Origin of the sequence: Deferrisoma camini S3R1 (assembly GCF_000526155.1) — a bacterium.
In the GTDB taxonomy this organism is placed as follows: Bacteria; Desulfobacterota; Deferrisomatia; order Deferrisomatales; family Deferrisomataceae; genus Deferrisoma; species Deferrisoma camini.
This window is the reverse complement of record NZ_JAFN01000001.1, coordinates 2,699,626-2,722,097: the sequence shown is the minus strand read 5'-3', so window position 1 is coordinate 2,722,097 and position 22,472 is coordinate 2,699,626. Positions and strand designations below refer to the sequence as shown.

Here is a 22,472-nt window from a genome sequence, read left to right as displayed (position 1 = left end):
CATGGCGGCCGTGGTCGACACCTATCTGAAGTGGCCGGCGAGCCGAAAGGCCCTGCTGTGGGTGGGGTTCACCGTGTTCGTGGGGCTGGGCTACTACTTCGTGGGGTTCCAGCCCCGGCTCCAGGAGCTCCGGGGCCTGGAGGATCGGTACGAGCGCCTCGGCCGGGAGCTCCGTGAGAACCAGGCCATCGCCGACAACCTCCCCCGGGTGAAGGAAGAGGTGCGGCACCTGGACGAGAAGCTGGCCGAGGCCCTCCAGAAGCTCCCCAACCGGGAGGAGATCCCGGACCTGCTCCAGACCATCAGCGATCTGGGCAAGGACTCGGGGCTCGAGTTCCTGTTGTTCAAGCCGGGGGGGAGCCAGCCCAAGGACTTCTACGCCGAGGTGCCCCTGGAGATGCAGGTGCTTGGGCGCTACCACGACGTGGCGGTGTTCTTCGACAAGGTGGGACGCCTTCCCCGGATCGTCACGATCGTGTCCAGCGAGTTCGGAAACCCCAAGCCGGAGGCCGGCGGGGTGAAGCTCACCGTGAGCTGCCGGGCGGTGACCTACAAGTTTCTGGAGCCCGGTGAGAAGGGCGCGGCGGACAAGAAACGAAAGAAGAGGAAGGGAGGGAAGCGGTGATCCCCCGGCGGGTGCGTGCGGCCTGGTGGGGGGTGGTGCTGGCCGCGGGGCTGTGGGCCTGCGGCGGGGAGCCCCCGCCCAGCCCGGCTCCGGCCAAGGCGCCGCCCGTGCGCAAGCCCGCGCCCAAGGCCCAGAAGGCGGCGACCCCCTCGGCGGCCGAAGGAGCCCCCACGTTCGTGTACGACCCCGAGGGGCTGCGGGATCCGTTCCAGCCGTTCATCCGGATCGAGCCCAAGAAAAAGGAGAAGAAGTCCCCCGACGTGTTCGTGCCCAAGACGCCCCTGCAGCGGTTCGCGGTGGAGGAGCTCCGGGTGGCCGGCATCGTGTGGGGACCGGGGGAGTCGGCAAGGGCCCTGGTCGAAGCGCCCGACGGCAAGGGGTACGTGGTGCGGGTGGGGACCCTGGTGGGTGACCGGGGCGGGAAGATCGTGGCGATCCACCCGGATCGGGTGGTGGTGGAGGAACGGGTGGTGGACCTGCTGGGAGAGGTGCAGGCCCGGACCGTGGACCTGCGGCTACACACTCCCGAGGATGAGGTGAGGCCATGAGCCAATCGATACGGCGCCCGAGCGCCTGGAAGACGGTGTGGGGGGCGGCCCTGGGGGCCACGTTGGCGGCGTGCGCCGCACCGCAGCCCCGTACGAGCGCCGAACCCCCGGCCCCGGTAGCCCCGGCGGCCGAGGCGCAACGGGTGCGCATCACCGGCCTGTCGATCTCCCCTCAGGACACGGGCGACCGGATCCATCTGGAGGCGGACGGCACCCCGGCCCACCGGCTGCGCGTGTCCGACGCGCCTCCCCAGGTTTCGCTGCGGCTCGACGGGGTGACCCTAGAGGGGGTGGCCCCCAGGGTGGACGTGGGCGACGGCGTGATCGAGGCCCTGGAGGCCCGGGCCCTGCCGGAGGGGGCTGCGGAGATCACGGTGCGGCCAACCGGGCCGGTGGAGGCCGTGGCCGAGCCGGTCCCTGGCGGGCTCGACCTGGTGGTGCGGTTGCGAGCCACGGAGTCCCGGACCGCGATGCCCTCCGGGGGCGAGATGCGCCAGGAGGTGGTGGAGCCGCTGGCCGGGAACCAGGGCCTGCGGTTCCGGTTCGGCCAAGAACCCACGAACCTGGCCGCCTTCCTGCTCTCGGACGGCCGAAGGCTCGTGATCGACGCCGAGGGCGTGTCCCTCCCCGCGGCCCAGGTCACCAAGGACCTGGAGGGCCCGGTGGTGAGGGTGCGCCTGGGCCGCCAGGAGGGGCGGGTCCGGGCGGTGGTGGAGGCGAAGGACCCCTCGGTGTTGAAGGGGTACCGGCTCGAGAAGGTGTCGGAAGGGTTCGTGCTGAAGCTGGGCGAGCCCGCCGAGGCCCCGAAGCCCGAGCCGAAGGCGGCTCGCGCTCCCGCCGCCCAGAAGGCCGAGGAGGCCCGGCCCGCCGCTACCGAAGCCCGGTGGGAGAGCCTGGCCGGGGGCGGCAGGGTGAGCGACCTGGGCTTCCGCCAGGACGCCGACTGGAGCCGGATCGAGCTGGCGTTCACGAAGCCGGCGCCCCACCGGGTGGTGGAGGCCGGGCCGGAGCGGATCGTGGTGGACATCCCGGCCACCACCCTGCCCAAACGGTTCAGGCGGGCCCTCGACACCTCGGCGTTTCCCGGCGCCGTCAAGCTGGTGGCCGCCTATCCCAGGGGCAGCGATACCCGGCTGGTGGTGGATCTGCGAAAACCCGCCCCGTTCCGGATCGAGCGGGACGCAACCCACCTGACCGTCCTGGTGGCGGGGGGCTCGACCGCGCCGCCCGAGACCGGGGTGGCTGCGGTGCGGCGGGAAGAGGACCAGATCGTGCTCGTGGAGGGCGAACCCGCCGGGGCCGAGGAGGCGCCGGCCGGCGAAGAGGCGGAGGGAGGAGGGCCGATCTACACGGGCCGGCGGCTCTCGATGGACTTCGTGGACGCCGACATCCGCAACGTGCTGCGGCTGATCGGGGAGGTGAGCGGGCTGAACCTGGTGGCCGGGGACGACGTGCAGGGTAAGGTAACGGTGCGGCTGGTGGACGTGCCCTGGGACCAGGCCTTGGACGTGATTCTGAAGACCCGGGGGCTCGACAAGGTGCGCGAGGGCAACGTGATCCGGATCGCCCCGGCCGAGCGGCTCGCCCAGGAGCGGGCCCGGAGGCTCGAGCAGGAAAAGGCGGAGAAGGAGCAGGCCCCGCTGGTCACGGACATCGTGGCGGTGAACTACGCCTCGGCCCAGGAGCTGTCGGACAAGGTCAAGGCCGTGCTGTCGGATCGGGGCTCGGTCTCGGTGGACGAGCGGACCAACTCCATCCTGATCAAGGACGTGGCCGAGCGGCTCGAGGAGGCCCGGGAGCTCGTGCGCCGGCTCGACACCCAGACCCCCCAGGTGTTGATCGAGGCCCGGATCGTGGAGGTGTCGTCCACCTTCGCGAAGGACCTGGGGATCCAGTGGGGGGGGCGGTTCGAGGCGAGCCCCCGCACGGGCGCGGCAACGGACTGGGCGTTCCCCCACTCGATCGGGATCTCCGGAGACACGGGTGTGGGCAACTTCGCGGTGAACTTCCCGAGCGCCGGCGGGGCTGGCGGGCCGGGCGGGGCGTTGGCCCTCACCCTGGGCCACGTGAACGACGTGTTCTCCCTGGATCTTCGGCTCTCGGCCATCGAGACCTCGGGCAAGGGCCGGGTGATCTCGTCGCCCAGGGTGACCACCCTCGACAACAAGACGGCCGAGATCAGCCAGGGTGTGGAGATCCCGTTCACCACGGCCACCGAGGAGAAGATCGAGACCCAGTCCATCGAGTACAAGCTGCGGCTCAACGTGACCCCCCACGTCACGGCCGACCGGTCCATCATCATGAAGATCGACCTGTCCAAAGAGGATCCCTCCGCCACGTTCCAGGCGGTGGACTCCCGGACCCCGGGCAAGGAGACCCGGGCGGCCACCACCGAGGTCCTGGTAAAGGACGGCGAGACCACGGTGATCGGGGGCATCATCACGAACCGGCAGTCCAACGTGGAGTCGGGGATCCCGTGGCTGTCGAAGCTGCCGTTCGTGGGGTGGATGTTCAAGAGCAAGAACAACCGCATGGACAAGACCGAGCTGATCATCTTCATCACCCCGAAGATCGTGAACCCGCCGGCCCTGGAGACGGCGGCCCAGAATCCGTGATGGGGATGCGCTACCGGACGGCCGGGGAGTCCCACGGGCCGGTCCTGATCGCGGTGGTGGAGGGGGTGCCGGCGGGCCTGCCCTTGGATCCGTCCGAGATCGACCGGGACCTGGCCCGCCGCCAGGGTGGCTACGGCCGGGGCGGCCGCATGAAGATCGAGGCCGACCGGGTGGAGATCCTGGCCGGCGTGCGCTGGGGAGAGACCACCGGAGCCCCGGTGGTGCTCGCCGTGCGGAACCGGGACTGGAGAAACTGGCAGCAGGGCATGAGCCCTTCCCCGGAGCACCGGGGTGCGGTCCCGCCGGTGACCCGGGTGCGGCCGGGCCACGCCGACCTGCCCGGCGCGCTCAAGCACGACCTGGACGACGCCCGCAACGTGCTGGAACGCGCCAGCGCCCGGGAGACCGCGGCCCGGGTGGCGGCCGGTGGGGTCGCCAAGGCCCTCCTCGCCGAGGTCGGGATCCGGGTCGGGTCGTTCGTCACCTCGGTGGGGTCGGTGGAGGCGGCGTGGGAAGACCCCTTCCCCGAACTCCATGCCCGGGCGGAGACGGCTCGGATCCGGATGCCGGACCCGCACGCCGACGAGGCCGCCTGCCGAGCCGTGGACCAGGCCCGGGCCGCCGGAGACACCCTGGGGGGCACGTTCGTCGTGTTCGCCACCGGCGTCCCGGTGGGGCTGGGGACCCACGTGGTGCCCGAGGGCCGGCTGGACGCCCGGCTCGCAGCCGCGTTTCTCGCCATCCCGGCGATCAAGGGGTTCGAGGTGGGCATCGGGTTCGAGGGCGCCCGGCTCCCCGGCAGTCGGGTCCACGACGAGATCCTGCCGGGCGGGCCGGGGGACGGCCGGCGGGGTGGGGTGCGGCGGCCGACGAACCGGGCGGGAGGGATCGAAGGGGGCATCACCAACGGTGAGGAGGTGTGGGTGCGGGCGGCCATGAAGCCGATCCCCACCCTGATGCGGCCGTTGCGCACGGTGGACCTGGTCACCGGCCGCCCCCACGAGGCCTCGACCGAGCGCAGCGACGTGTGCGCCGTGGCAGCGGCGAGCGTGGTGGGCGAGGCCGTGCTGGCCTTCGAGTTGGCTCGGGCGCTCGTCGAGAAGTTCGGGGGGGACAGCGTGGCCGATCTCAAAGGGGCACTGGAATCCTACCTCGACCGGATCAATCGGCGGTGGGTCGAAACATCGTCCTGACCGGTTTCATGGCCGCGGGCAAGTCGGCCGTGGGGCGCCGGGTGGCGGAGCGCCTGGGGTGGGGGTTCGTGGACCTGGACGCCGAGATCGAGCGGGCCGCGGGCCGCTCGATCCCGGAGATCTTCTCCGGGGAGGGGGAAGAGGGGTTTCGGCGGTGGGAGGCCGAGGCCCTGGCCCGGGTGCTCGGGGAGGACCGGCGGGTGATCGCCACCGGCGGCGGGGTGCTGCTGCGGAAGGAGAACCAGAGGCTTTTGCAGGAACACCTGGTGATCAACCTGCGGGTGAGCGCCGACGAGGCGGTGGCCCGGGCCGCGGCGAGCTCCACCCCGCGCCCGCTGCTGGGTGGCCCGGATCCGCTGGGCCGGGCCCGGGAGCTCCTGGCCCGACGGGCGGGCCTGTACGACGCCGTGGCGATCCAGGTGGAGACCGAGGGGCGGTCGCTTCCCGAGGTGGTCGAAGAGGTGTGGCAACGGGTGCGCCAGGAGATGGGGCCGTGAGAACCCTGCGGGTGGGGCTGGGGGAGAGGGCTTACCCGGTCCTGGTGGGGTCGAGCCTGCTGGATCGCCTGGCCGACCTGGAGCCGGCCCGGGGGGCGTTGGGGGGGCGACGGATCTTCCTGGTGACCGACCGCACGGTCGAGGGGCTGTGGGCCGAGGCGGCCGAGCGGGCGCTCGTGGGAGCGGGGGCGACGGTCCTCGGCCGGTTTGCCATGGAGCCGGGCGAGGGGCACAAGAACTTGGAGACCGTGGCCGCCCTGTGGGACGCCCTTCTGGCCGCCGGGGTCGAGCGGCAGGACCTGGTCGTGGCCGTCGGGGGGGGCGTGGTGGGGGACGTGGCCGGATTCGCGGCCGCCACCGTTCTCCGGGGCGTCGGATTCGTCCAGATCCCAACCACGCTCCTCGCCATGGTGGACTCGAGCGTGGGGGGAAAGACCGGTATCGACCACCCCCGGGGCAAGAACCTGATCGGAGCGTTCCACCAGCCCCGGCTCGTGGTGGCCGACCCGATCCTTCTCTCCACCTTGCCCCGCCGGGAGATCCTGTCGGGCCTGGCCGAGGTGGTGAAGGCGGGGCTCATCGGCGACCCGGCGTTGTTCGAGCTCCTCGAGACCGCCGGGCCGCACCTGGTGGAGGACGCCGAGGTCCTGGAGGAGGCGGTGGCCCGGGCCGTGGCCCTCAAGGCCCGGGTGGTCGAGGCGGACGAGCGCGAAGCCGGGGAGCGGGCCGTCCTCAACCTGGGGCACACTTTCGGCCACGCTGTGGAAGCGGCGGCAGGGTATGGGACCTACACCCACGGAGAGGCCGTGGCCATGGGCCTCGGGTTTGCGGCCCGTCTCTCCGAGCGGCTTGGGCTGCTGGCGGGCCCCGAGGCGGAGCGGATCCGGGCGCACCTGCGGGCGTGGGGGTACAGGTTAAGGCCCGAAGGGATTTCGGTCGAAACGATCCGTACGGCCCTTCGCCACGACAAGAAGAGCCGGGGCGGCGAGCCCCGGTGGGTGCTGCTGCGGGCCGTCGGCCGGGCCGAGTGGGGGCACCGGGTGCCTGCCGACCTGCTCGCCGACCTGCTCGCGGAGACGGTACACGAGCCATGACCATCCCAAGGCGTTTCCTCCGACCGCTCCTCCCCCTGCTTCTCGCCGCGGTCGCGGCCTGCGGGGTCGAGGAGTACAACCCCGGCCCGGCCCAGCCCGGCCCGGCCGCCCCGGAGGTGTCGGTTCCGGTGGTGGACGAGTCGAGCATCACCGGCGTGGACCTGGCGACCAGCGTGGAGTACGACGCCGGAACGGGCGAGGTCCGGGTGTTCGCCCGGGTCGAGGACCAGAACGGGGACCCATTGTTCGACCTCGGGCCCGAGAACTTCGCAATCATCCTGAACCCCGGCACGGCTCCACGCCCGATCGACCGAGACGACGTGACGGTCTCCCTGGCCTCGTCGGACGCGAGCGTCGTGGCCCTGGTGATCGACTCCAGCGGCTCCATGGGGTCTGGCACCGAGACCGGCCAGACCCGGATGCAGGTGGCCAAGGAGGCGGCCAAGCTGTTCGTGGGTCTGATGGCGGCCGACGACCAGGTGGCGATCGTGGACTTCGACGACGAAGCCCGGATCTTGCAACAGTTGACCAGCGACCAGACCGTCCTCGAGGAGACCATCGACGGGTTCACGGCCAGCGGCGCCACCAATCTGGGAGGGGCCCTGATCGAGGCGGTGCGGGCCGTGGGCACGCGGCCCGGCCGGCGGGCCGTGGTGCTGCTGACCGACGGGGATGACACGGTGGACGCCGTGTCCGGGGGGCCCGACGTTTGGATGCAGGACTCCACCAGCACCCGCTACCAGGGGCTCCAGTTGGCGAAGGAGAGGGACCTGGTGGTGTTCACGGTGGGACTGGGGGGAGACCTCAGCGACATCGGCAAGGCCGATCTGCAGACCTTTGCCGATGAGACCGGCGGGGAGTTCTTCGAGGCGGTGACCGCTTCGAGCCTGCTGACCGCGTTCGGGGTGACGATCCCCCAGCGCATCGAGGCCCTGACTCCCATCGACACGCTGGAGCTGGCGTTCCCCAACCCGTTCACTTTGTCCGGAACGCTCACGTCGCTGGACGTCCCGTTCGTGACCAATGTGACCTACGCCAACCAGAACGGCACGCTCCGGGCGGTGTTTTCCGGAACGTACACGGTGACCCGCCCGTGACCGGAACTCGGGAGAAGTCCACGATGCGAACCCTACACACAGCCCTGGTCGTGCTGGCCGTGGTCGCCCTCGGCCTCGGAGGGTGCGGAAGCGCCGACGACTTCCAGGCCGCAAACCTGTTGACCGTGGAGAGGGTGGTGGACTCCTCCGGGAGCACCGCGCCGGTGTTCGCGGCCGTGGAAAAGACCGACGACTCCGGCAAGGACGGGGAGCTGGGAACGGACGACGAAGGGGAAGGGGACGGGATCCCCAACGAGCCCATCGCCAACGTGGAGGCACGGCTCTCCAACGACACGGGCACGATCACCCTTCGGAACGAAACCCGCCCCGGGGTGGAGGAGGGCCGGCCCTTGCTGGTCTACCGGGTGGATCTGACCTATGTGGACAAATACGGACGATCTCACAGTTACGCGCCCACGCGGTCCGAGTTTCCCAGCGTAGAGGTGCCCGCCGACGCCACCGCCGACGTGAACGTGACCTTGGTGCCGGTGGAGATGAAGCTGAACGGCCTCCGGGATGCGATCCTGTTCGAGACGGACCCCACCGAACGAGAGGCGGTTCGCCAATGGACCGTCTACGTGGATGTGTACGCCAAGGACGTGCTGAACGACGACGACGTGCACGCACGCGGATCGATCACCGTGCGGTTCATCAACCCCATCGTGGAAGAGCTCACCGCCCAGTAGGCACCAGGGGAGATCCTGGGATCTCCGCGGAGGAACGTCCATGCGCGTGCAGCGCTCTTTCGGTCCAACTTTCTTCTTCGCCCTCGTGGCGTCCCTCCTGCTGTTGGCCGGATGCGGCTCCCAGGACAGCGGGGGGCCGCCGCCGGCCCCCTCCGCGCCGGCCGCGACGACGGGAGGGGGCACGAGCCCAACGGGAACCACCTCGGGGCAACCCAGCGTGGCCGCGTCGGCGTCCGTGGATCGATTCACCGCAGGGGACGCGACCGGTGCCACGATCACGGCCACGGTGAAGGACGCGGCCGGCGACCCCCTCGAGGGGGTGGAGGTGTCCTTCTCCACGGACCTGGGGGCGCTGGACGGGGGGACCGCCTCGGCCACGAAGATGACCGGCTCGGACGGAACGGCGTCGGTGGTTCTCACGGCGACCGAGGCGGGGTCGGCCCGGGTTCGGGCCACGGCCGAGGGGCTCACCCGGAGCGTGACCGTGACCGTCGAGCCGGGACCGGTGGCATCCCTGACGTTGTCTGCCGACGTCTCCACGGCCACGGCGGACGGTGCGAGCACGGTGCAGCTCACCGCCACTGCTAAGGACTCGTACGGGAACCCGAGCGCCACAGGGTCTGTCGTCTTCTCCGTGGACCTCGGCACGTTCGAGGGCACCAACGGGGACCAGACGACCACGGCGCCGTTGGTCAACGGGGTGGCCATGGTAACCCTGGTGGCCCCGACCTCGGCGGGCACCGCCACCGTGAGCGCGAAGGCCGACAACGACACCGCGGATGCTGCGGATGACGTGGAGGCAGCGGACCTGCAAATTGAGTTCACCACGGCACCCCCAGCGGAGCTGGGTTCGTATGTGTTGACGGCCTCGGGCACCGAGTTCGGCGCCGGCGAGTGCGCCCTGTTCACGTTGGCGGCGAACGACGTGAGCGGTTCGGCGATCCGGGGCGAGGCGGTGACCTTCACCACGGATGGCGGAGCCCTTTTCCTGGACGGGTGTGAGAGCACCGGGGGGAGTACCTCGCTGACCACCGCCACGGACCTGTCGGGCAAGGCGAGGGCGTACCTCCGGGTGCCCACCGTGGCGGGGACGGTCTGGGTCTCGGCTGCGAGCGCGGAGATCGGCGGGTTCGACCGGACGTCCGTGACGGTGGTGGCGGCGGCACCGGATGCGAGCGGGATCTCGGTTCGGGTGCTCCCGGCGAACCTGACGGCGGACGGTACGAGTCAGGCCCAGGGAACCGTGGAGGTTCGAGACGCGTACGGGAACCCGGTGGACACCACGGTGAATCTCACGGTGACGGACACGTCCGGCAACGCGGATCCGGACCTGGGCCTGGTGTCTCCGGCCCAGGTCACGGTGACCGATGGGGTGGGGACCTTCTCTTACACGGCGGGGACCACGGCGGGCACGGCGCGCATCACGGCCAAGACCCCCAACGAGGTGACCGCTTCCGCCGACGTGACCCTGATCGACGTGCCGGTGGGAGCCGTGGCTTTGACCGCCTCGGCTTCCACCCTGGTGGCCGACGGCTCTTCCCTGGTGACTCTGACCGCCCAGGTGACGGACGGTCAGGGCAACCCGGTGGCGGCGGGCACCACGGTGTCGTTTTCTACGGATCTGGGCACGTTGATCGATGCCGGCGGCACGGCGGTATCGAGCGCAGAAACCGATGGCCTCGGGCGGGCGGTAGTGTACCTGAAGGCGGGGACCCTATTGGGCACCGCCACCGTCCGGGCCACCGCAGGGGGGGCGACCGACACTGCGGCCGTGGCGCTCGTGCCGGGACCGGCGGACGAGATCCTGATCCTGGCGAGCCCCACGAGCCTGGTCGCGGACGGGATCCAGACGAGCACGTTGCGGGTCGTGGTGTTGGATGCCGACAACCATCGCGTGGCCGATGGGACCCCGGCCGTGTTGGACGTTTCGGCGGACGCGTCGGGCAACCCGGAGGGCATGTTGTCCTCCTACTCCGCCGAGACGAGTGACGGTGAGTTCTCGGTGACCTACACGGCCCCCGTGGGAGCTGGGGATGGCACGGCCCGGGTGTCGGTGCAGGTGGGTACGGCCACCGCCGGGGTGGATCTGGCTCTATCGGATGAGGTCGTGAAGTCGGTGTCCCTCGAACTGGGGAGCACTTCTCTCACGGCCGACGAAGCTTCTTCGACCACGGTGGATGTCCAGGTGCTGAACACGCTGGGGCAGCCGGTGGCCGACGGCACCGCAGTGACGCTGACCGCGACGTCGGGCTCGTTCTCGCCGGCGGGACCGTACACCACGGTGAACGGCGGGGTGGCCGTGTCGTACGTGGCGGGGGCGGCAGCAGGCCCCGTGGTGATCACGGCGGGCGCGGGCGGGGTGTCCCAGAGCGCGTCGCTCACGCTCAAACCGGGACCGGTGGCCTCGCTCGAGATCACTCCGAGTCTGAGCCGGATCCCCCCCGACGGTGCGACGCCGTCCGTGTTGACGATCACGGCGAAGGACGCCCAGGGGAACCCGGTGGACCTGACGGTGAACGTGAACACGACACTGGGCGTGTTGTGGACCGATGACCCCACGTCGCCGGTGTCGTCGGTGGCGTTGGTGAACGGGGAGGGGACGGTGAACCTGACCGCCGACAGAAACGGCACCGCGACCGTGTCGGCCTCGGCGGACGGGCTGCTGGCGACCGAAGACGTGGAGGTGGGATTCACCTCCAGCGGGGATCCAGCCAACATCCTGCTCAGCCTCAGCCAGGAAACGGTGAGCGTGGCCGGGGTGGGCGAGGACGAGGTGGCCACGCTCAACATCACCGTGGTGGACGAGGGGGGGAACCCGATCACCGATACGCCGAACAACGTGACGGTCGAGATCGTGGAGGGGCCCAACGGCGGCGAGGAGATCGCGGGAGCCGCCCTGGGGAGCTCGGCGACCCTGAGCACCACGAACGGGCGGGTCTCGGCGGACTTCCGAAGCGGCACGGTGCCGGGCACGGTGCGCATCAAGGTCACGGTGGGAACGCTCACCGCGACCTCTCCAAGAATCACGGTGTTGGGCGGCCCCCCGTTCAGCGTCACCCTGGGCCGCTCCAACAACATTCAGGACAACGGGGACGGGACGCTGTCCCATGAGTACTTCGCCCTCGTCTCCGATCAGTACGGCAATGCCGTGGCCGACGGCACGGCCGTGTACTTCGGGCAGGTCTACAACGACAAGGCCAGCGGGAGCACCGGCAAGACCCAGGGGGGGACGGACGGCTTTGAAGACTCCTCGGCCGACTTTTCGGCAGCGGGCGTGGACGCGGGGGACACCCTGATCCTGCTCTCCGGCGCGGCCAAAGGTGGCTACGTGGTCGAGAGTGTCGCCTCCTCCACCGTGCTGGACCTGTTCTCGACGCTGGCGGCGACCGAAACGGGGATCTCCTACGTGGTGGGCAACCAGGTTGGGGGGGGGACGCTCGCTTCGCTCACCTCGACCACCGATGGGAAAGCCACGGCGACCATGACCTACCCGGGGAGCCTCGTGAACGATCCGGTGTGGGTCTACGCCGAGACGGCCGGCCGGACGGTGGGGGATGCGGCAGGGTACTCATTGGCTTGGGTGGCCCCCACGCTGGTCAACGTCATCGGCCCGGACGAAGGCAACGCCGGGGACACGTTGAGTTTCACGGTTCAGGTGACGGACAGCGCCTCGCCAGCCCACTACCCGATCGAAGCTCTGGATCTCACGGTTTCGGCGACCGACGGCACGGTGGACCCGTCGTCGCTGACCACCTCGGGAGACGGGACCGCCTCGTTCACTTGGACGGTGCCGGCTGGGGCCGCTTCGGGGGACTCGTTCACGATCACCGTGACGGCCGAGGACGGGACCCAGGCCACCCACGACGTAACGGTTCCGTAGCCGTGATGGAACTTCCCGGGCGCCTGAGCCGGTTTCGCGAGGAGGGCCGTGAACCCCTGGCCCCCCTGTGGATCGAGGCCCTTCCCCCCGAGGAGGCGCTGGAGGAGCTTCGGGGGCGGGAGGGGGCGGTGTTCCGGATCCAGGAGGCCCGGTTCCTGGGGATGCTGGGGCGGGTCGGCGAGGCGCAGGCCGTGCTGGGGGGGCTCGGGGAGCTCCCAGCGGGCCTGGGGCGCCTGAGGGAGGCGGTGGCCCGGGAGTTGGGGCCCGACGCGACCGAGGCCCAGGCAGCCCCTGAAGACGAGACCCCCCCCATGGCCTCGAAGACCCTGGCCGAGATCCACGCGCGCCAGGGGGACGTGGAGGGGGCGGTGGCGATCTACCGGGAGGTGTTGGCCCGGGATCCGGACGACGTGGAGGCCCGGGAACGCCTCCGGCAGCTGCTGGGCACGGCGGAGGAGCCCCCACCGAGCGGGGCGGCGGGCCGGTTGGCCGAATGGCTGGAACGCGTGCGGGCCTGGCGGAGGGTGTTGGGTGTCTGATCTGGACAGGGCCTTGCAGGACCTGTGCGGGCGGCTCGGCGGGGTGCGGGCCGCCGTGGTGATGGAGAGCTCCGGGATCGAGGTGGCCGCGTGGGGAGAGGCCGACTTCGAGACCGTTGCCGCGGAGCTGGCCGAGCTGTGGTCCGCGGCGGCCCGGGCCGAGAGCGTGGGGCCGGGGCTGAGGAGCATGGTGCTCGAAGCCGACGGCGAGGTGTGGACCCTCACGGCTCTGGGGGAGGGTTATGTGGTGGCCCTCCTCACGGCCCAGGGCGTGCCCCCGGGCAAGGTTCGCTTCCACGCGGGGGAGTGGGCCCGGGCCCTTCGGGAGGAGTTCGTGTGAACGTCCTCGTGATCCACGGGCCCAACCTGAACCTGCTGGGGACCCGGGAGCCCGGCACCTACGGCGCCGACACCCTCGACGCGATCGAGACCCGGCTCCGGAGCCTGGCCGGTGAGCTGGGGGTGGCTTTGGAGTGCTTCCAGTCGAACCACGAGGGCGCCCTGGTGGATCGGATCCAGCAGGCCCGCGGGTGGGCAGACGGGATCCTGATCAATCCGGCCGCCTACACCCACACCAGCGTGGCGCTGCGCGACGCCCTGTTGGCCGTGGCCGTCCCCTTCGTCGAGGTGCACCTCTCCAACGTGTACGCGCGCGAGCCCTTCCGGCACCGGTCCCTCCTGGCCGATCGGGCCGCCGGGGTCGTCATGGGGTTCGGCGCCGAGAGCTATCTGTTGGGGCTTCGGGGACTCGTGGCCCACCTCCGGACCGGCTGATCTTGCCCCCATCCGGCCCGCCGCGTACATTCGTTCACGGTCTCCCCCCAAGGTCGTCGCCCCCCCCGGTACCCTCGAAGCCCGTTCGGGCCCTGCACGGGGCTGGGGGCAGAAACTAGAGACCGGAAACTAGAGAAATCTTAGGGGCCTCGGCCCGTGAGGCGGGAGGCCGTTCCTCCAGGCCCCATGCCCCGAGCTTTGGCGCGGCTCGAGAGCCGCCCGGCCGCTCGGTTGCCCAGCGGGCCGAAGGCCCCAGACCGACGACCGTTGACCGTGGACCGACGACCGAAGTTACATGAAAGGAGCGACCATGCACTTGCCGGCCGAACTGCTGTATCACCCGGAGCACACCTGGGCCCGGATCGACGGCGACGTGGCCACGGTGGGCATCACGGACTTCGCCCAGAAGGAGTTGGGCGACGTGGTGTACGTGGAGTTGCCGGAGACGGGCCGCACCCTCTCGGTGGGTGAGGTGTTCGGGACCGTGGAGTCCACCAAGTCCGTTTCCGAGCTGTACAGCCCGGTCGAGGGGGAGGTGATGGAGGTCAACGCCGAGCTGGAGGACGCGCCCGAGCGCATCAACGAGGACCCTTACGGGGTGGGCTGGATGATCCGGGTGAGGCTCTCCCCGGACTTCGATCGGTCGGTGCTGCTCGGGGCCGACGCCTACCGGGCCCGGGTGGAGGGGTAGCCGCTCCCATGGCCATCGACCGCGACAAGGTCGCCCGAAACGCCCTCCGGTACATCCAGAAGGGGCAGTACGAGAAGGCGGCGGCCGAGTATCGCAAGCTGCTCGCCCTCGATCCCCGCGACATGCGGGCCCGCCTCCGGCTGGTGGAGCTGTACGGCCGGATGGGCAAGCGCCAGGAGGTGGTGGAGGAGAGCGAGCGGGTGGCCGAGGCGTACGCCGACCAGGGGTTCTACCTGAAGGCGATCGCGGTCTACAAGCAGGCGGTGCGTCACGATCCCCAGAACCCGGCCCTGTGGCGGGCCATGGGGGAGCTCTACACCAAGCAGGGCCTGGTGGGGGACGCGCTGGCCTCGTTCAAGAAGGCGGTGGAGATCCTGCGGGCCCAGAACCTCAGCGCCGAGGCCCAGGAGCTGCTGTCGCGCATGGAGCAGATGGCCCCGGACAACACGGCCATCAAGGTGCACCTGGCGGAGATGTACCTGGACGAGGGCCGGACCGAGGCCTTCGAGGAGGAGGTCGGAAAGCTGGCGCTCCAGCTCCGGGGCGAGGGCCGAAACCGCAAGCTCCTCCAGATCCTGGAGGGGTTCTACGAGCGTTCGGGAAAATCGCCGGTGGTGGCCCGGAGGCTCGCCGAGCTCCTGGTGGACCTGGGTGAGGAGGAGCGGGCCCTGGAGGTGATCCGGGAGGGGCTGAGGGCCGAGCCGGGCGACCGGGACCTGCGGCTCCTGGCGCTTCGAGCCTACCTGGTGCTCGGTCAGCTGGTGGAGGCCCGGAAGGTGGCCCTGGGGCTGTACGAGGAGGACCCCGAGGATCTGTTCCTGCTCGAGCAGTTGGCGGCCATCGCCCGGGCGAGGGGGGACCGGGCCGAGCTGGCCCAGGCGTACCGGGCCATGGCCAAGGTGTACGGCCGGCGGGGCCTCGAGGACAAGGAGGCGTTCTACTACCGGAAGGTCCTGGAGATCGCCCCCGAAGACGCCGAGGCCCGCCTGGCCCTGGGCGAGGTCCTCGAGGCGGCGCCGACCGAGGCGCCGGAGCCGGTGTGGGAGGGGGCGCCGGAGCCGGTGGAGGGGCTGGTCGGAGCCGAGGGCCCGGACCCCCTCGCGGACGAGGTGCTGGAGGCGGAGCTCTATCTGAAGTACGGCATGGACGAGCAGGCCGAGGCCAAGCTCCGGTCCCTGGTGGAGCGGGCTCCCGGCCGGATCGACCTGCGCCAGAAGCTCCGCGACGTGTACGAGCGGCGTGGCGATCGGGAGGGGTGGGTGCGCGAGCAGCTCCACATCGCGGAGCTGCTGCTCCAGGAGCGCCGTCAGAACGAGGCCCTGCGGGCCTACCAGGCCGTGCTCGAGGTGGATCCGGACAACCCGGAGGCCCGAAACGCGATTCAGTACCTGAAGCCCGGTGCCTTGCCCTCGGGGCCCCAGGACGTGGAGATCGAGATCGACGCCTCCGCCATCGAGTTCGTTCAGGGGGAGGAGGGCGAGCGGGTGGTGCGCCGGGGCGCCCGGGAGGCCACGGAGGCCGCGTCGGACGATCTGCGGGAAGGGCTGGCCGAGGCGGAGTTTCTGGAGGCCCAGGGCCGGCGGGACGAGGCGGTGGAGGTTCTGGTCCGGCTTCGGGAACGGTTCCCCGACTCGCCCCACCTGCTGGCCCGGTTGGAGTCCCTGGGGTGGACCCCGCCGGGGGGGGACGAGTTCGTGGACCTGCAGGCCGAGGTGCTGGGGGAGGGGGGGCTGCGGTTCGAGGGGTTCGAGGACTTCGAGGTCTCGGAGCTCGACGACATCGTGAGCGAGTTCAAGGCGGGCATCGCCGAGAAGCTCGAGGAGGGGGACTACGAGACCCACTACGACCTGGGCACGGCGTACCGGGAGATGGGGTTGGTGAACGAGGCCCTGGAGGAGTTCCGCATCGCGGCCCGCTCCCCGGAGAAGGCCCGGGAGGCCTACGCCGCCATGGCGGCCCTGTACCGGGAGCAGGGGAACCGGGCGGACGCCCGCTCGGCCCTGAAGATGGCCCTGGCCGTGCCGTCGAACTCGCCCGAGGACCGGGCGGCCATCCTCTACGAGCTGGCCGACCTCTCCGAGGAGGAGGGCGACCTGGAAGGGGCCCTGCGCCACTTCGAGAAGGCCGAGGCCGAGGCGCCCGGGTTCCGGGACGTGGCGAGCCGCCTTCGCAGGCTTCGGAGCCTCCGGGCCCGGGAGGGGGGATAGGCCGTGTGGCAAGGGCTCGGACTCCGGCGCGATCCGTTCGCTGCGGCCGCGGACGGGGGGCTGTTCTGGGAGACCCCGGAGCGGGAGGCCGCGCGGTCGCGGGCGGCCGAGGCCCTGGGGTGCGGCCGCGGGGTGGTGCTCGTGGGGCCCGAGGGTTCCGGGCGGGACACCTTGCTCGCCCGGATCGCGGACGAGGCCCTGGGACGGGGGATCCCCGTGCTGTGGGTGGCGCCGAGCCCTGACTTCCTGGCCTCGGCCGTGGAGGCGATGGGCGCGGAGCCGCCTGCCACGGCGGACGAGGCGGCCCGGGTCGTGTACGAGGCCGTGCTGGAGCGGTTCGTCGAACGGGGCGCGGTGCTGGTGGCCGTGGAGGGCCGGCCCGACGCGGGGGCCTTGGCCGAGCTGGAGGCGCTCGCGGCGCTCCGGGTGGCCGGCCAGCCCCTGGCGCTGCCCCTGTGGGTGGGCGACGGGTCCGCAGGCCCCCCTGCCGAGATCGTGCCCGTGCCCCGACCGTCCCAGGAGGACCTGCGGGCGTTTCTGTTCCACCGCCTGGCCGCGGTGGGCGGCCCGGATCTCGTTCCTCTCCCGTGGATCGACCGGATCGCCGCCCACGCCGGGGGGTTCGGCGATGCCCTGCGCCTGGGCCGACAGGCCCTCCGGGCCCTCGCGTTCGGGGGGGAGGTGCAGGAGGCGAATCCCCCGGCCGAACCGGTCGTTCTCGATCCAGGTTCCGTGGACGAGGTGGAGGAGCTGCTGTCGGCCCTGCAGCCCGAAGAATCGGGGCCCTGAGGCGGTTTTCCTGCCAGGAGCGCTTTTGACTCACCCCCAGCCGGGTGTTAGCATGACCGGTCCGGCGGAGCCCGGGGGCCTCGGGCCTCCGGCTCCGGGCCGCCGGCCGACCCTTCCCCTCCGCCGTGGCCGTCCCCCGAGAGGATCCCAACGACCCCCACCCCCGCCGCCCCCGGCGGCGGCCGGAGCCAGATCATGTTCCAAACCGTACTGACCAAGATCTTCGGAAGCAAGAACGACCGGGAGCTCAAGCGCATCCGCCCCACGGTGGAGCGGATCAACGAGCTTGAGCCCCGATTCCAGGCCCTCAGCGACGACGAGCTCAAGGCCATGACCCCCCGGTTCAAGGAGCGCCTCGAAGCTGGCGAGCCCCTGGACGACCTGCTGCCCGAGGCGTTTGCCACGGTGCGCGAGGCGGCGCGGCGGGTGCTGGGCATGCGCCATTTCGACGTGCAGCTGATCGGCGGCGTCGTGCTCCACGAGGGCAAGATCGCCGAGATGAAGACCGGTGAGGGGAAGACCCTGGTGGCCACCCTGCCCGTGTACCTGAACGCCCTGACCGGCCGCGGGGTCCACGTGGTCACGGTGAACGACTACCTGGCCCGCCGCGACGCCGAGTGGATGGGCGAGGTGTACCGGTTCCTGGGGATGAGCGTGGGCATCATCGTCCACGGCCTCAACGACGCCGAACGCAGGGAGGCCTACGGGGCCGACATCACCTACGGCACCAACAACGAGTTCGGGTTCGACTACCTGCGCGACAACATGAAGTTCCGGCTCGAGGACTACGTGCAGCGCGAGTTCCACTACGCCATCGTGGACGAGGTGGACTCGATCTTGATCGACGAGGCCCGCACCCCGCTGATCATCTCGGGTCCGTCCGAGGACTCCACCGAGAAGTACTACGTGATCGACAAGATCATCCCCCACCTGCGCAAGGCCCACGAGGAGGACGGGAGCGACGGGGACTACACGGTGGACGAGAAGCTCAAGCAGGTGATCCTGACCGAGCAGGGCGTCACCAAGGTGGAGAAGCTCCTGGGAATCGAGAACCTCTACGATCCCCGGGAGATCGAGACCCTTCACCACGTGAACCAGGCCCTCCGGGCCCACGTGATGTTCAAGCGCGACGTGGACTACGTGGTCAAGGACGGCAAGGTCATCATCGTGGACGAGTTCACCGGCCGCCTCATGCCCGGCCGGCGCTGGAGCGACGGCCTCCACCAGGCCATCGAGGCCAAGGAGGGGGTGAAGATCGAGAGCGAGAACCAGACCCTGGCCACGGTCACGTTCCAGAACTACTTCCGTATGTACGAGAAGCTGGCCGGCATGACCGGCACCGCCGACACCGAGGCCGTGGAGTTCCGGGAGATCTACGACCTGGACGTGGTGGTGATCCCCACCAACAAGCCGATGATCCGCCAGGACCACGGCGACGTGGTCTACCGCACCAAGAAGGAGAAGTTCGAGGCCGTGGTGGCCGAGATCGAGGAGTGCCACCGCCGGGGCCAGCCGGTGCTGGTGGGCACGATCTCCATCGAGGACTCGGAAAAGCTCTCGCGCATGCTCAAGCGCCGGGGGGTGCCCCACCACGTGCTCAACGCCAAGTACCACGAGAAAGAGGCCGAGATCGTGGCCCAGGCCGGCCGCAAGGGCGCGGTGACCATCTCCACGAACATGGCGGGCCGGGGCACCGACATCATGCTCGGCGGCAACCCCGTGTTCCTGGCCCGGGCCGAGGCCGATCCCAGCGAGGACCCCGAGGGGTACGAGGCCGCGCTGGAGAAGTACAAGGAGATCTGCGCCCGCGAAAAGGAGGAGGTGATCGCCCTGGGGGGGCTGCACATCATCGGCACCGAGCGCCACGAGAGCCGCCGGATCGACAACCAGCTGCGGGGCCGGGCCGGCCGGCAGGGGGACCCGGGGTCGAGCCGGTTCTACGTGAGCCTCGAGGACGACCTGATGCGGATCTTCGGGTCGGAGCGGATCTCGGGGCTGCTGACCAAGCTGGGGCTCCAGGAGGGCGAGGACATCCAGCACCCCTGGATCACCAAGGCCATCGAGAACGCCCAGAAGAAGGTCGAGGCCCACAACTTCGACATCCGCAAGCACCTCCTCGAGTACGACGACGTCATGAACAAGCAGCGGGAGGCCATCTACCGGTGGCGCCGGGAGGTCCTGGGGGCCGAGGACCTGACCGACGAGATCAAGGAGATGGCCGAGGCCGTGGCCGAGGGGCTCGTGGCCGACCGGTGCCCGGCCGACGAGCCCCCCGAGAAGTGGGACCTGCAGGGGCTGCGGGAGCTCCTGTTCAAGCAGTTCCACATCCAGCTCGAGCCCTCCGACGAGGAGCTGCGGGAGATGGGGGACCAGCTCTCCGGCTTCGTGGTGGAGCGGGTGATCCAACGCTACGAGCAGAAGCTCGAGGAGTTCGGGCCCGACATGGCGGCCCGGCTCCAGAAGTACATCCTGCTCCAGTCCATCGACGCCCACTGGAAGGACCACCTCCTGAGCATGGACCACCTGAAGGAGGGGGTGGGCCTGCGGGGCTATGCCCAGGAGAACCCCCTGGTCGTGTACAAGAAGGAGGGGTACGAGCTGTTCATGTCGATGCGGGATCGCATCGAGGAGGACGTGCTCCAAAAGCTGTTCCTGATCCAGGTGGTGCGCGAGGAGGAGGCCCAGGAGCTGGAGCAGCCGTCCCGGCCGGCCCGCATGGTCCTGAGCCACGGCTCCCGGCCGGCGCAGCCCAAAGGGCCGGTGCGACGCGAGGGGCCGCGGGTGGGTCGGAACGACCCCTGCCCGTGCGGCAGCGGCAAGAAGTACAAGAAGTGCTGCGGGGCCGTGTCGGCCCAGGCGGGGGCGGCATGATCCCCAGGGGATTTCGGTTCGGCGCGGTCAGGGCCGGGATCAAAGGGCCCGGCCGGCTGGACATGGGGCTCCTGTGGTGCGAGACCCCGGCCTCTGCGGCCGGGGTCTTCACCCGTAACCGGGTGGTGGCCGCCCCGGTCGTGCTGTGCCGGGAGCGGGTCGTCCGGGGGACCACCCGGGCCGTGCTGGTGAACGCGGGCAACGCCAACGCGTGCACCGGCGAGGCCGGGCTGGCCGACGCCCGCCGTCTGACTGCGGCCGCGGCCCGGGAGCTCGGGGTGGCCCCGGAGGAGGTCCTCATGTGCTCCACGGGGGTGATCGGTGCCCGCCTGCCGGTGGACCGCATGGAGAAGGCCATCCCGGCCCTGCGCGCGTCCCTGGCCGAGGACCCGGATCCGTTCGCCCGCTCCATCCTCACCACCGACCGGTTCCCCAAGATCTCGGCCCGGTCGTTCCGGGTGGAAGGCCGGGAGGTGTGCCTGGTGGGCGTGGCCAAGGGCGCGGGCATGATCCGGCCCGACATGGGGACCATGCTGGCGTTCCTGGCCACGGACGCGGCCGTGGAGCCCCCCCTCCTCCGGCAGGTGCTCGTGCAGGCCGTGGACCGGACCTTCAACCGGATCACGGTGGACGGGGACACCTCCACCAACGACACCGTGCTGCTTCTGGCGGGCGGAGCGGCCGGGGTGGCGCCGGCCGATGCCCCGGGGGGGCTCGACGCCCTGGCCGAGGCGGTGGAGGGGGTGTGCCGGGACCTGGCCCGCATGATCGTAGCCGACGGCGAGGGCGCCACCAAGGTGGTGGAGGTGCGGGTCGTGGGCGCGGCCGACGAGGCCTCGGCCCTCCGGATCGCCCGCACCGTGGCCGAGAGCCCCCTGGTGAAGACCGCGATCCACGGCGAGGACCCCAACTGGGGCCGGATCGCCGCGGCCCTGGGCCGCTCGGGGGCCTACGGGGGCGGCCCGTTCCACATCGCCGTGGGCGGGGTGGAGATCGTTCGCGACGGCCTGGGCTTGGGCCTCGAGGCCGAGGCCGAGGCCCACCGGGCCATGACGGGCCGGGAGTTCGAGATCCGGATCACCCTGGACGAGGGGGCCGGCGAGGCCGCCGTGACCACCTGCGACCTGAGCGCCGAGTACGTGCGGATCAACGCGGACTATCGGAGCTAGTAGGCTAGAAAGCTGGAAAGCTGGAAAGCAATGGAACCCCTTAGGGGCGTGGGAGGCCCCCAACCTTCTAGCCTTCCAGCCTCCTAGCATCTCCGAAGGAGTCACACATGGAAGACGCGGTGTTCGATTTCTTGAAGCGGTTGACCGACGCGCCGAGCCCCTCAGGGTTCGAGCAGCCCGCCCAGCGGGTGTGGCGGGCCCACGTGGAGCCCCACGTGGACGAGCTGCACACCGACGTGATGGGCAGCTCCTGGGGCGTGCTCCGGGGGCCGGACCGGCCGCGGGTGATGCTGGCCGGCCACGTGGACGAGATCGGGCTGATGGTCCGGTACATCGACGACCAGGGGTTCCTGTACTTCGCGCCCATCGGGGGCGTGGACGCCCATCTCCTGCCGGGACAGAGGGTGCGGGTGCACGGCCGCGAGGGCGCCGTGACCGGGGTGGTCGGCCGCAAGCCCATCCACCTGCTGGAGCACGACGAGCGCAGCAAGGTGGCCAAGATCAAGGACCTGTGCATCGACATCGGGGCGGCCGGCCGGGACGAGGCCGAGGCCCGGGTGGCCGTGGGCGACCCCGTCACCTTCGCATTCGAGCTGGAGCGGCTGGGGGGAGACCGGGTGGCCAGCCGGGGCCTCGACGACAAGATGGGCAGCTTCGTCGTGGCCGAGACCCTGCGCCGGCTGGCCGAGCGCAAGCCCGACCTGGGCTGCACGGTGTACGGGGTGTCCACCGTCCAGGAGGAGGTGGGGCTCCGGGGCGCCCGCACCAGCGCCTTCGGCATCGACCCGGACGTGGGCATCTGTGTGGAGGTGACCTTCGCCACGGACCACCCGGGGGTGGACAAGAAGGCGGTGGGCGACGTGCAGGTGGGCAAGGGGCCGGTGCTGTCCCGGGGCGCCAACATCAACCCCCGCCTGTTCGAGCTGCTCGTGGATACGGCCCGGGCCGAGGGGATCCCGGTCCAGTTCGAGGCGGCACCCCGGGCCACGGGCACCGACGCCAACGTGATGCAGCTCACCCGCGCCGGGGTGGCCACGGCCCTGGTGGAGGTGCCGCTGCGGTACATGCACACCCCCTCCGAGGTCCTGAGCCTCTCCGACCTGGACCACGCGATCCAGCTCCTGGTGGCGGTGCTCCTGCGGATCGGCCCGGACCGGGACTGGATTCCCCAGTGAGGCTGGCAGACCCCACGCCTCC

Annotated in this window: 18 protein-coding genes; all 18 read left to right on the top strand. The window is 70.8% G+C overall.

Annotated features, from left to right (window positions below; all coding sequences use genetic code 11):
- The first annotated feature begins 1 nt into the window (after position 1).
- Positions 2–625 carry a type IV pilus inner membrane component PilO gene (locus tag DEFCA_RS0111980; protein ID WP_025323259.1) on the top strand — a complete coding sequence of 208 codons (624 nt, stop codon included), beginning with the start codon at positions 2–4 and terminating at the stop codon, positions 623–625.
- Positions 622–1,173, top strand: a complete 552-nt coding sequence (locus tag DEFCA_RS0111975; protein ID WP_025323258.1) for a pilus assembly protein PilP — start codon at positions 622–624, stop codon at positions 1,171–1,173. Before DEFCA_RS0111980 ends, DEFCA_RS0111975 begins: the two co-directional genes overlap by 4 nt.
- Positions 1,170–3,788: a type IV pilus secretin PilQ gene (gene pilQ, locus DEFCA_RS0111970; protein ID WP_084319149.1), complete on the top strand. Its 2,619-nt coding sequence runs from the start codon at positions 1,170–1,172 to the stop codon at positions 3,786–3,788. The genes DEFCA_RS0111975 and pilQ overlap by 4 nt, the downstream gene beginning before the upstream one ends.
- A 5-nt stretch (positions 3,789–3,793) precedes the next feature.
- Complete coding sequence (aroC, locus tag DEFCA_RS0111965; protein ID WP_025323256.1) at positions 3,794–4,981, top strand: chorismate synthase; 1,188 nt, start codon at positions 3,794–3,796, stop codon at positions 4,979–4,981.
- Positions 4,960–5,478, top strand: a complete 519-nt coding sequence (locus tag DEFCA_RS0111960) for a shikimate kinase (RefSeq protein ID WP_025323255.1) — start codon at positions 4,960–4,962, stop codon at positions 5,476–5,478. The genes aroC and DEFCA_RS0111960 overlap by 22 nt, the downstream gene beginning before the upstream one ends.
- Positions 5,475–6,572 carry a 3-dehydroquinate synthase gene (aroB, locus tag DEFCA_RS0111955; RefSeq protein ID WP_025323254.1) on the top strand — a complete coding sequence of 366 codons (1,098 nt, stop codon included), beginning with the start codon at positions 5,475–5,477 and terminating at the stop codon, positions 6,570–6,572. Before DEFCA_RS0111960 ends, aroB begins: the two co-directional genes overlap by 4 nt.
- Positions 6,569–7,669 carry a vWA domain-containing protein gene (locus tag DEFCA_RS0111950; RefSeq protein WP_025323253.1) on the top strand — a complete coding sequence of 367 codons (1,101 nt, stop codon included), beginning with the start codon at positions 6,569–6,571 and terminating at the stop codon, positions 7,667–7,669. Before aroB ends, DEFCA_RS0111950 begins: the two co-directional genes overlap by 4 nt.
- A gap of 23 nt (positions 7,670–7,692) precedes the next feature.
- Positions 7,693–8,355 carry a hypothetical protein gene (locus DEFCA_RS0111945; protein WP_025323252.1) on the top strand — a complete coding sequence of 221 codons (663 nt, stop codon included), beginning with the start codon at positions 7,693–7,695 and terminating at the stop codon, positions 8,353–8,355.
- 40 nt (positions 8,356–8,395) lie between these two features.
- Positions 8,396–12,235 (top strand): beta strand repeat-containing protein, encoded by a 3,840-nt coding sequence (locus tag DEFCA_RS0111940; protein ID WP_084319147.1) that lies wholly within the window; start codon positions 8,396–8,398, stop codon positions 12,233–12,235.
- A gap of 5 nt (positions 12,236–12,240) precedes the next feature.
- Positions 12,241–12,774, top strand: a complete 534-nt coding sequence (locus DEFCA_RS24245) for a tetratricopeptide repeat protein (RefSeq protein WP_025323250.1) — start codon at positions 12,241–12,243, stop codon at positions 12,772–12,774.
- Complete coding sequence (locus DEFCA_RS0111930) at positions 12,767–13,114, top strand: roadblock/LC7 domain-containing protein (protein ID WP_025323249.1); 348 nt, start codon at positions 12,767–12,769, stop codon at positions 13,112–13,114. Before DEFCA_RS24245 ends, DEFCA_RS0111930 begins: the two co-directional genes overlap by 8 nt.
- A complete protein-coding gene (gene aroQ / locus DEFCA_RS0111925; RefSeq protein WP_025323248.1) occupies positions 13,111–13,548 on the top strand; it encodes a type II 3-dehydroquinate dehydratase in 438 nt (145 codons plus the stop codon). The genes DEFCA_RS0111930 and aroQ overlap by 4 nt, the downstream gene beginning before the upstream one ends.
- 310 nt (positions 13,549–13,858) lie before the next feature.
- Positions 13,859–14,239 carry a glycine cleavage system protein GcvH gene (gene gcvH, locus DEFCA_RS0111920; RefSeq protein ID WP_025323247.1) on the top strand — a complete coding sequence of 127 codons (381 nt, stop codon included), beginning with the start codon at positions 13,859–13,861 and terminating at the stop codon, positions 14,237–14,239.
- A gap of 8 nt (positions 14,240–14,247) precedes the next feature.
- Positions 14,248–16,446: a tetratricopeptide repeat protein gene (locus tag DEFCA_RS0111915; protein ID WP_025323246.1), complete on the top strand. Its 2,199-nt coding sequence runs from the start codon at positions 14,248–14,250 to the stop codon at positions 16,444–16,446.
- Positions 16,447–16,449: 3 nt separating this feature from the next.
- A complete protein-coding gene (locus DEFCA_RS0111910) occupies positions 16,450–17,235 on the top strand; it encodes a hypothetical protein (RefSeq protein ID WP_025323245.1) in 786 nt (261 codons plus the stop codon).
- A 195-nt stretch (positions 17,236–17,430) separates the two neighbouring features.
- Positions 17,431–20,106, top strand: a complete 2,676-nt coding sequence (gene secA / locus DEFCA_RS0111905; RefSeq protein WP_025323244.1) for a preprotein translocase subunit SecA — start codon at positions 17,431–17,433, stop codon at positions 20,104–20,106.
- Positions 20,103–21,275 carry a bifunctional glutamate N-acetyltransferase/amino-acid acetyltransferase ArgJ gene (gene argJ / locus DEFCA_RS0111900; protein WP_025323243.1) on the top strand — a complete coding sequence of 391 codons (1,173 nt, stop codon included), beginning with the start codon at positions 20,103–20,105 and terminating at the stop codon, positions 21,273–21,275. Before secA ends, argJ begins: the two co-directional genes overlap by 4 nt.
- Before the next feature lie 107 nt (positions 21,276–21,382).
- Positions 21,383–22,450 (top strand): M42 family metallopeptidase, encoded by a 1,068-nt coding sequence (locus DEFCA_RS0111895; RefSeq protein ID WP_025323242.1) that lies wholly within the window; start codon positions 21,383–21,385, stop codon positions 22,448–22,450.
- Positions 22,451–22,472 lie beyond the last annotated feature (22 nt).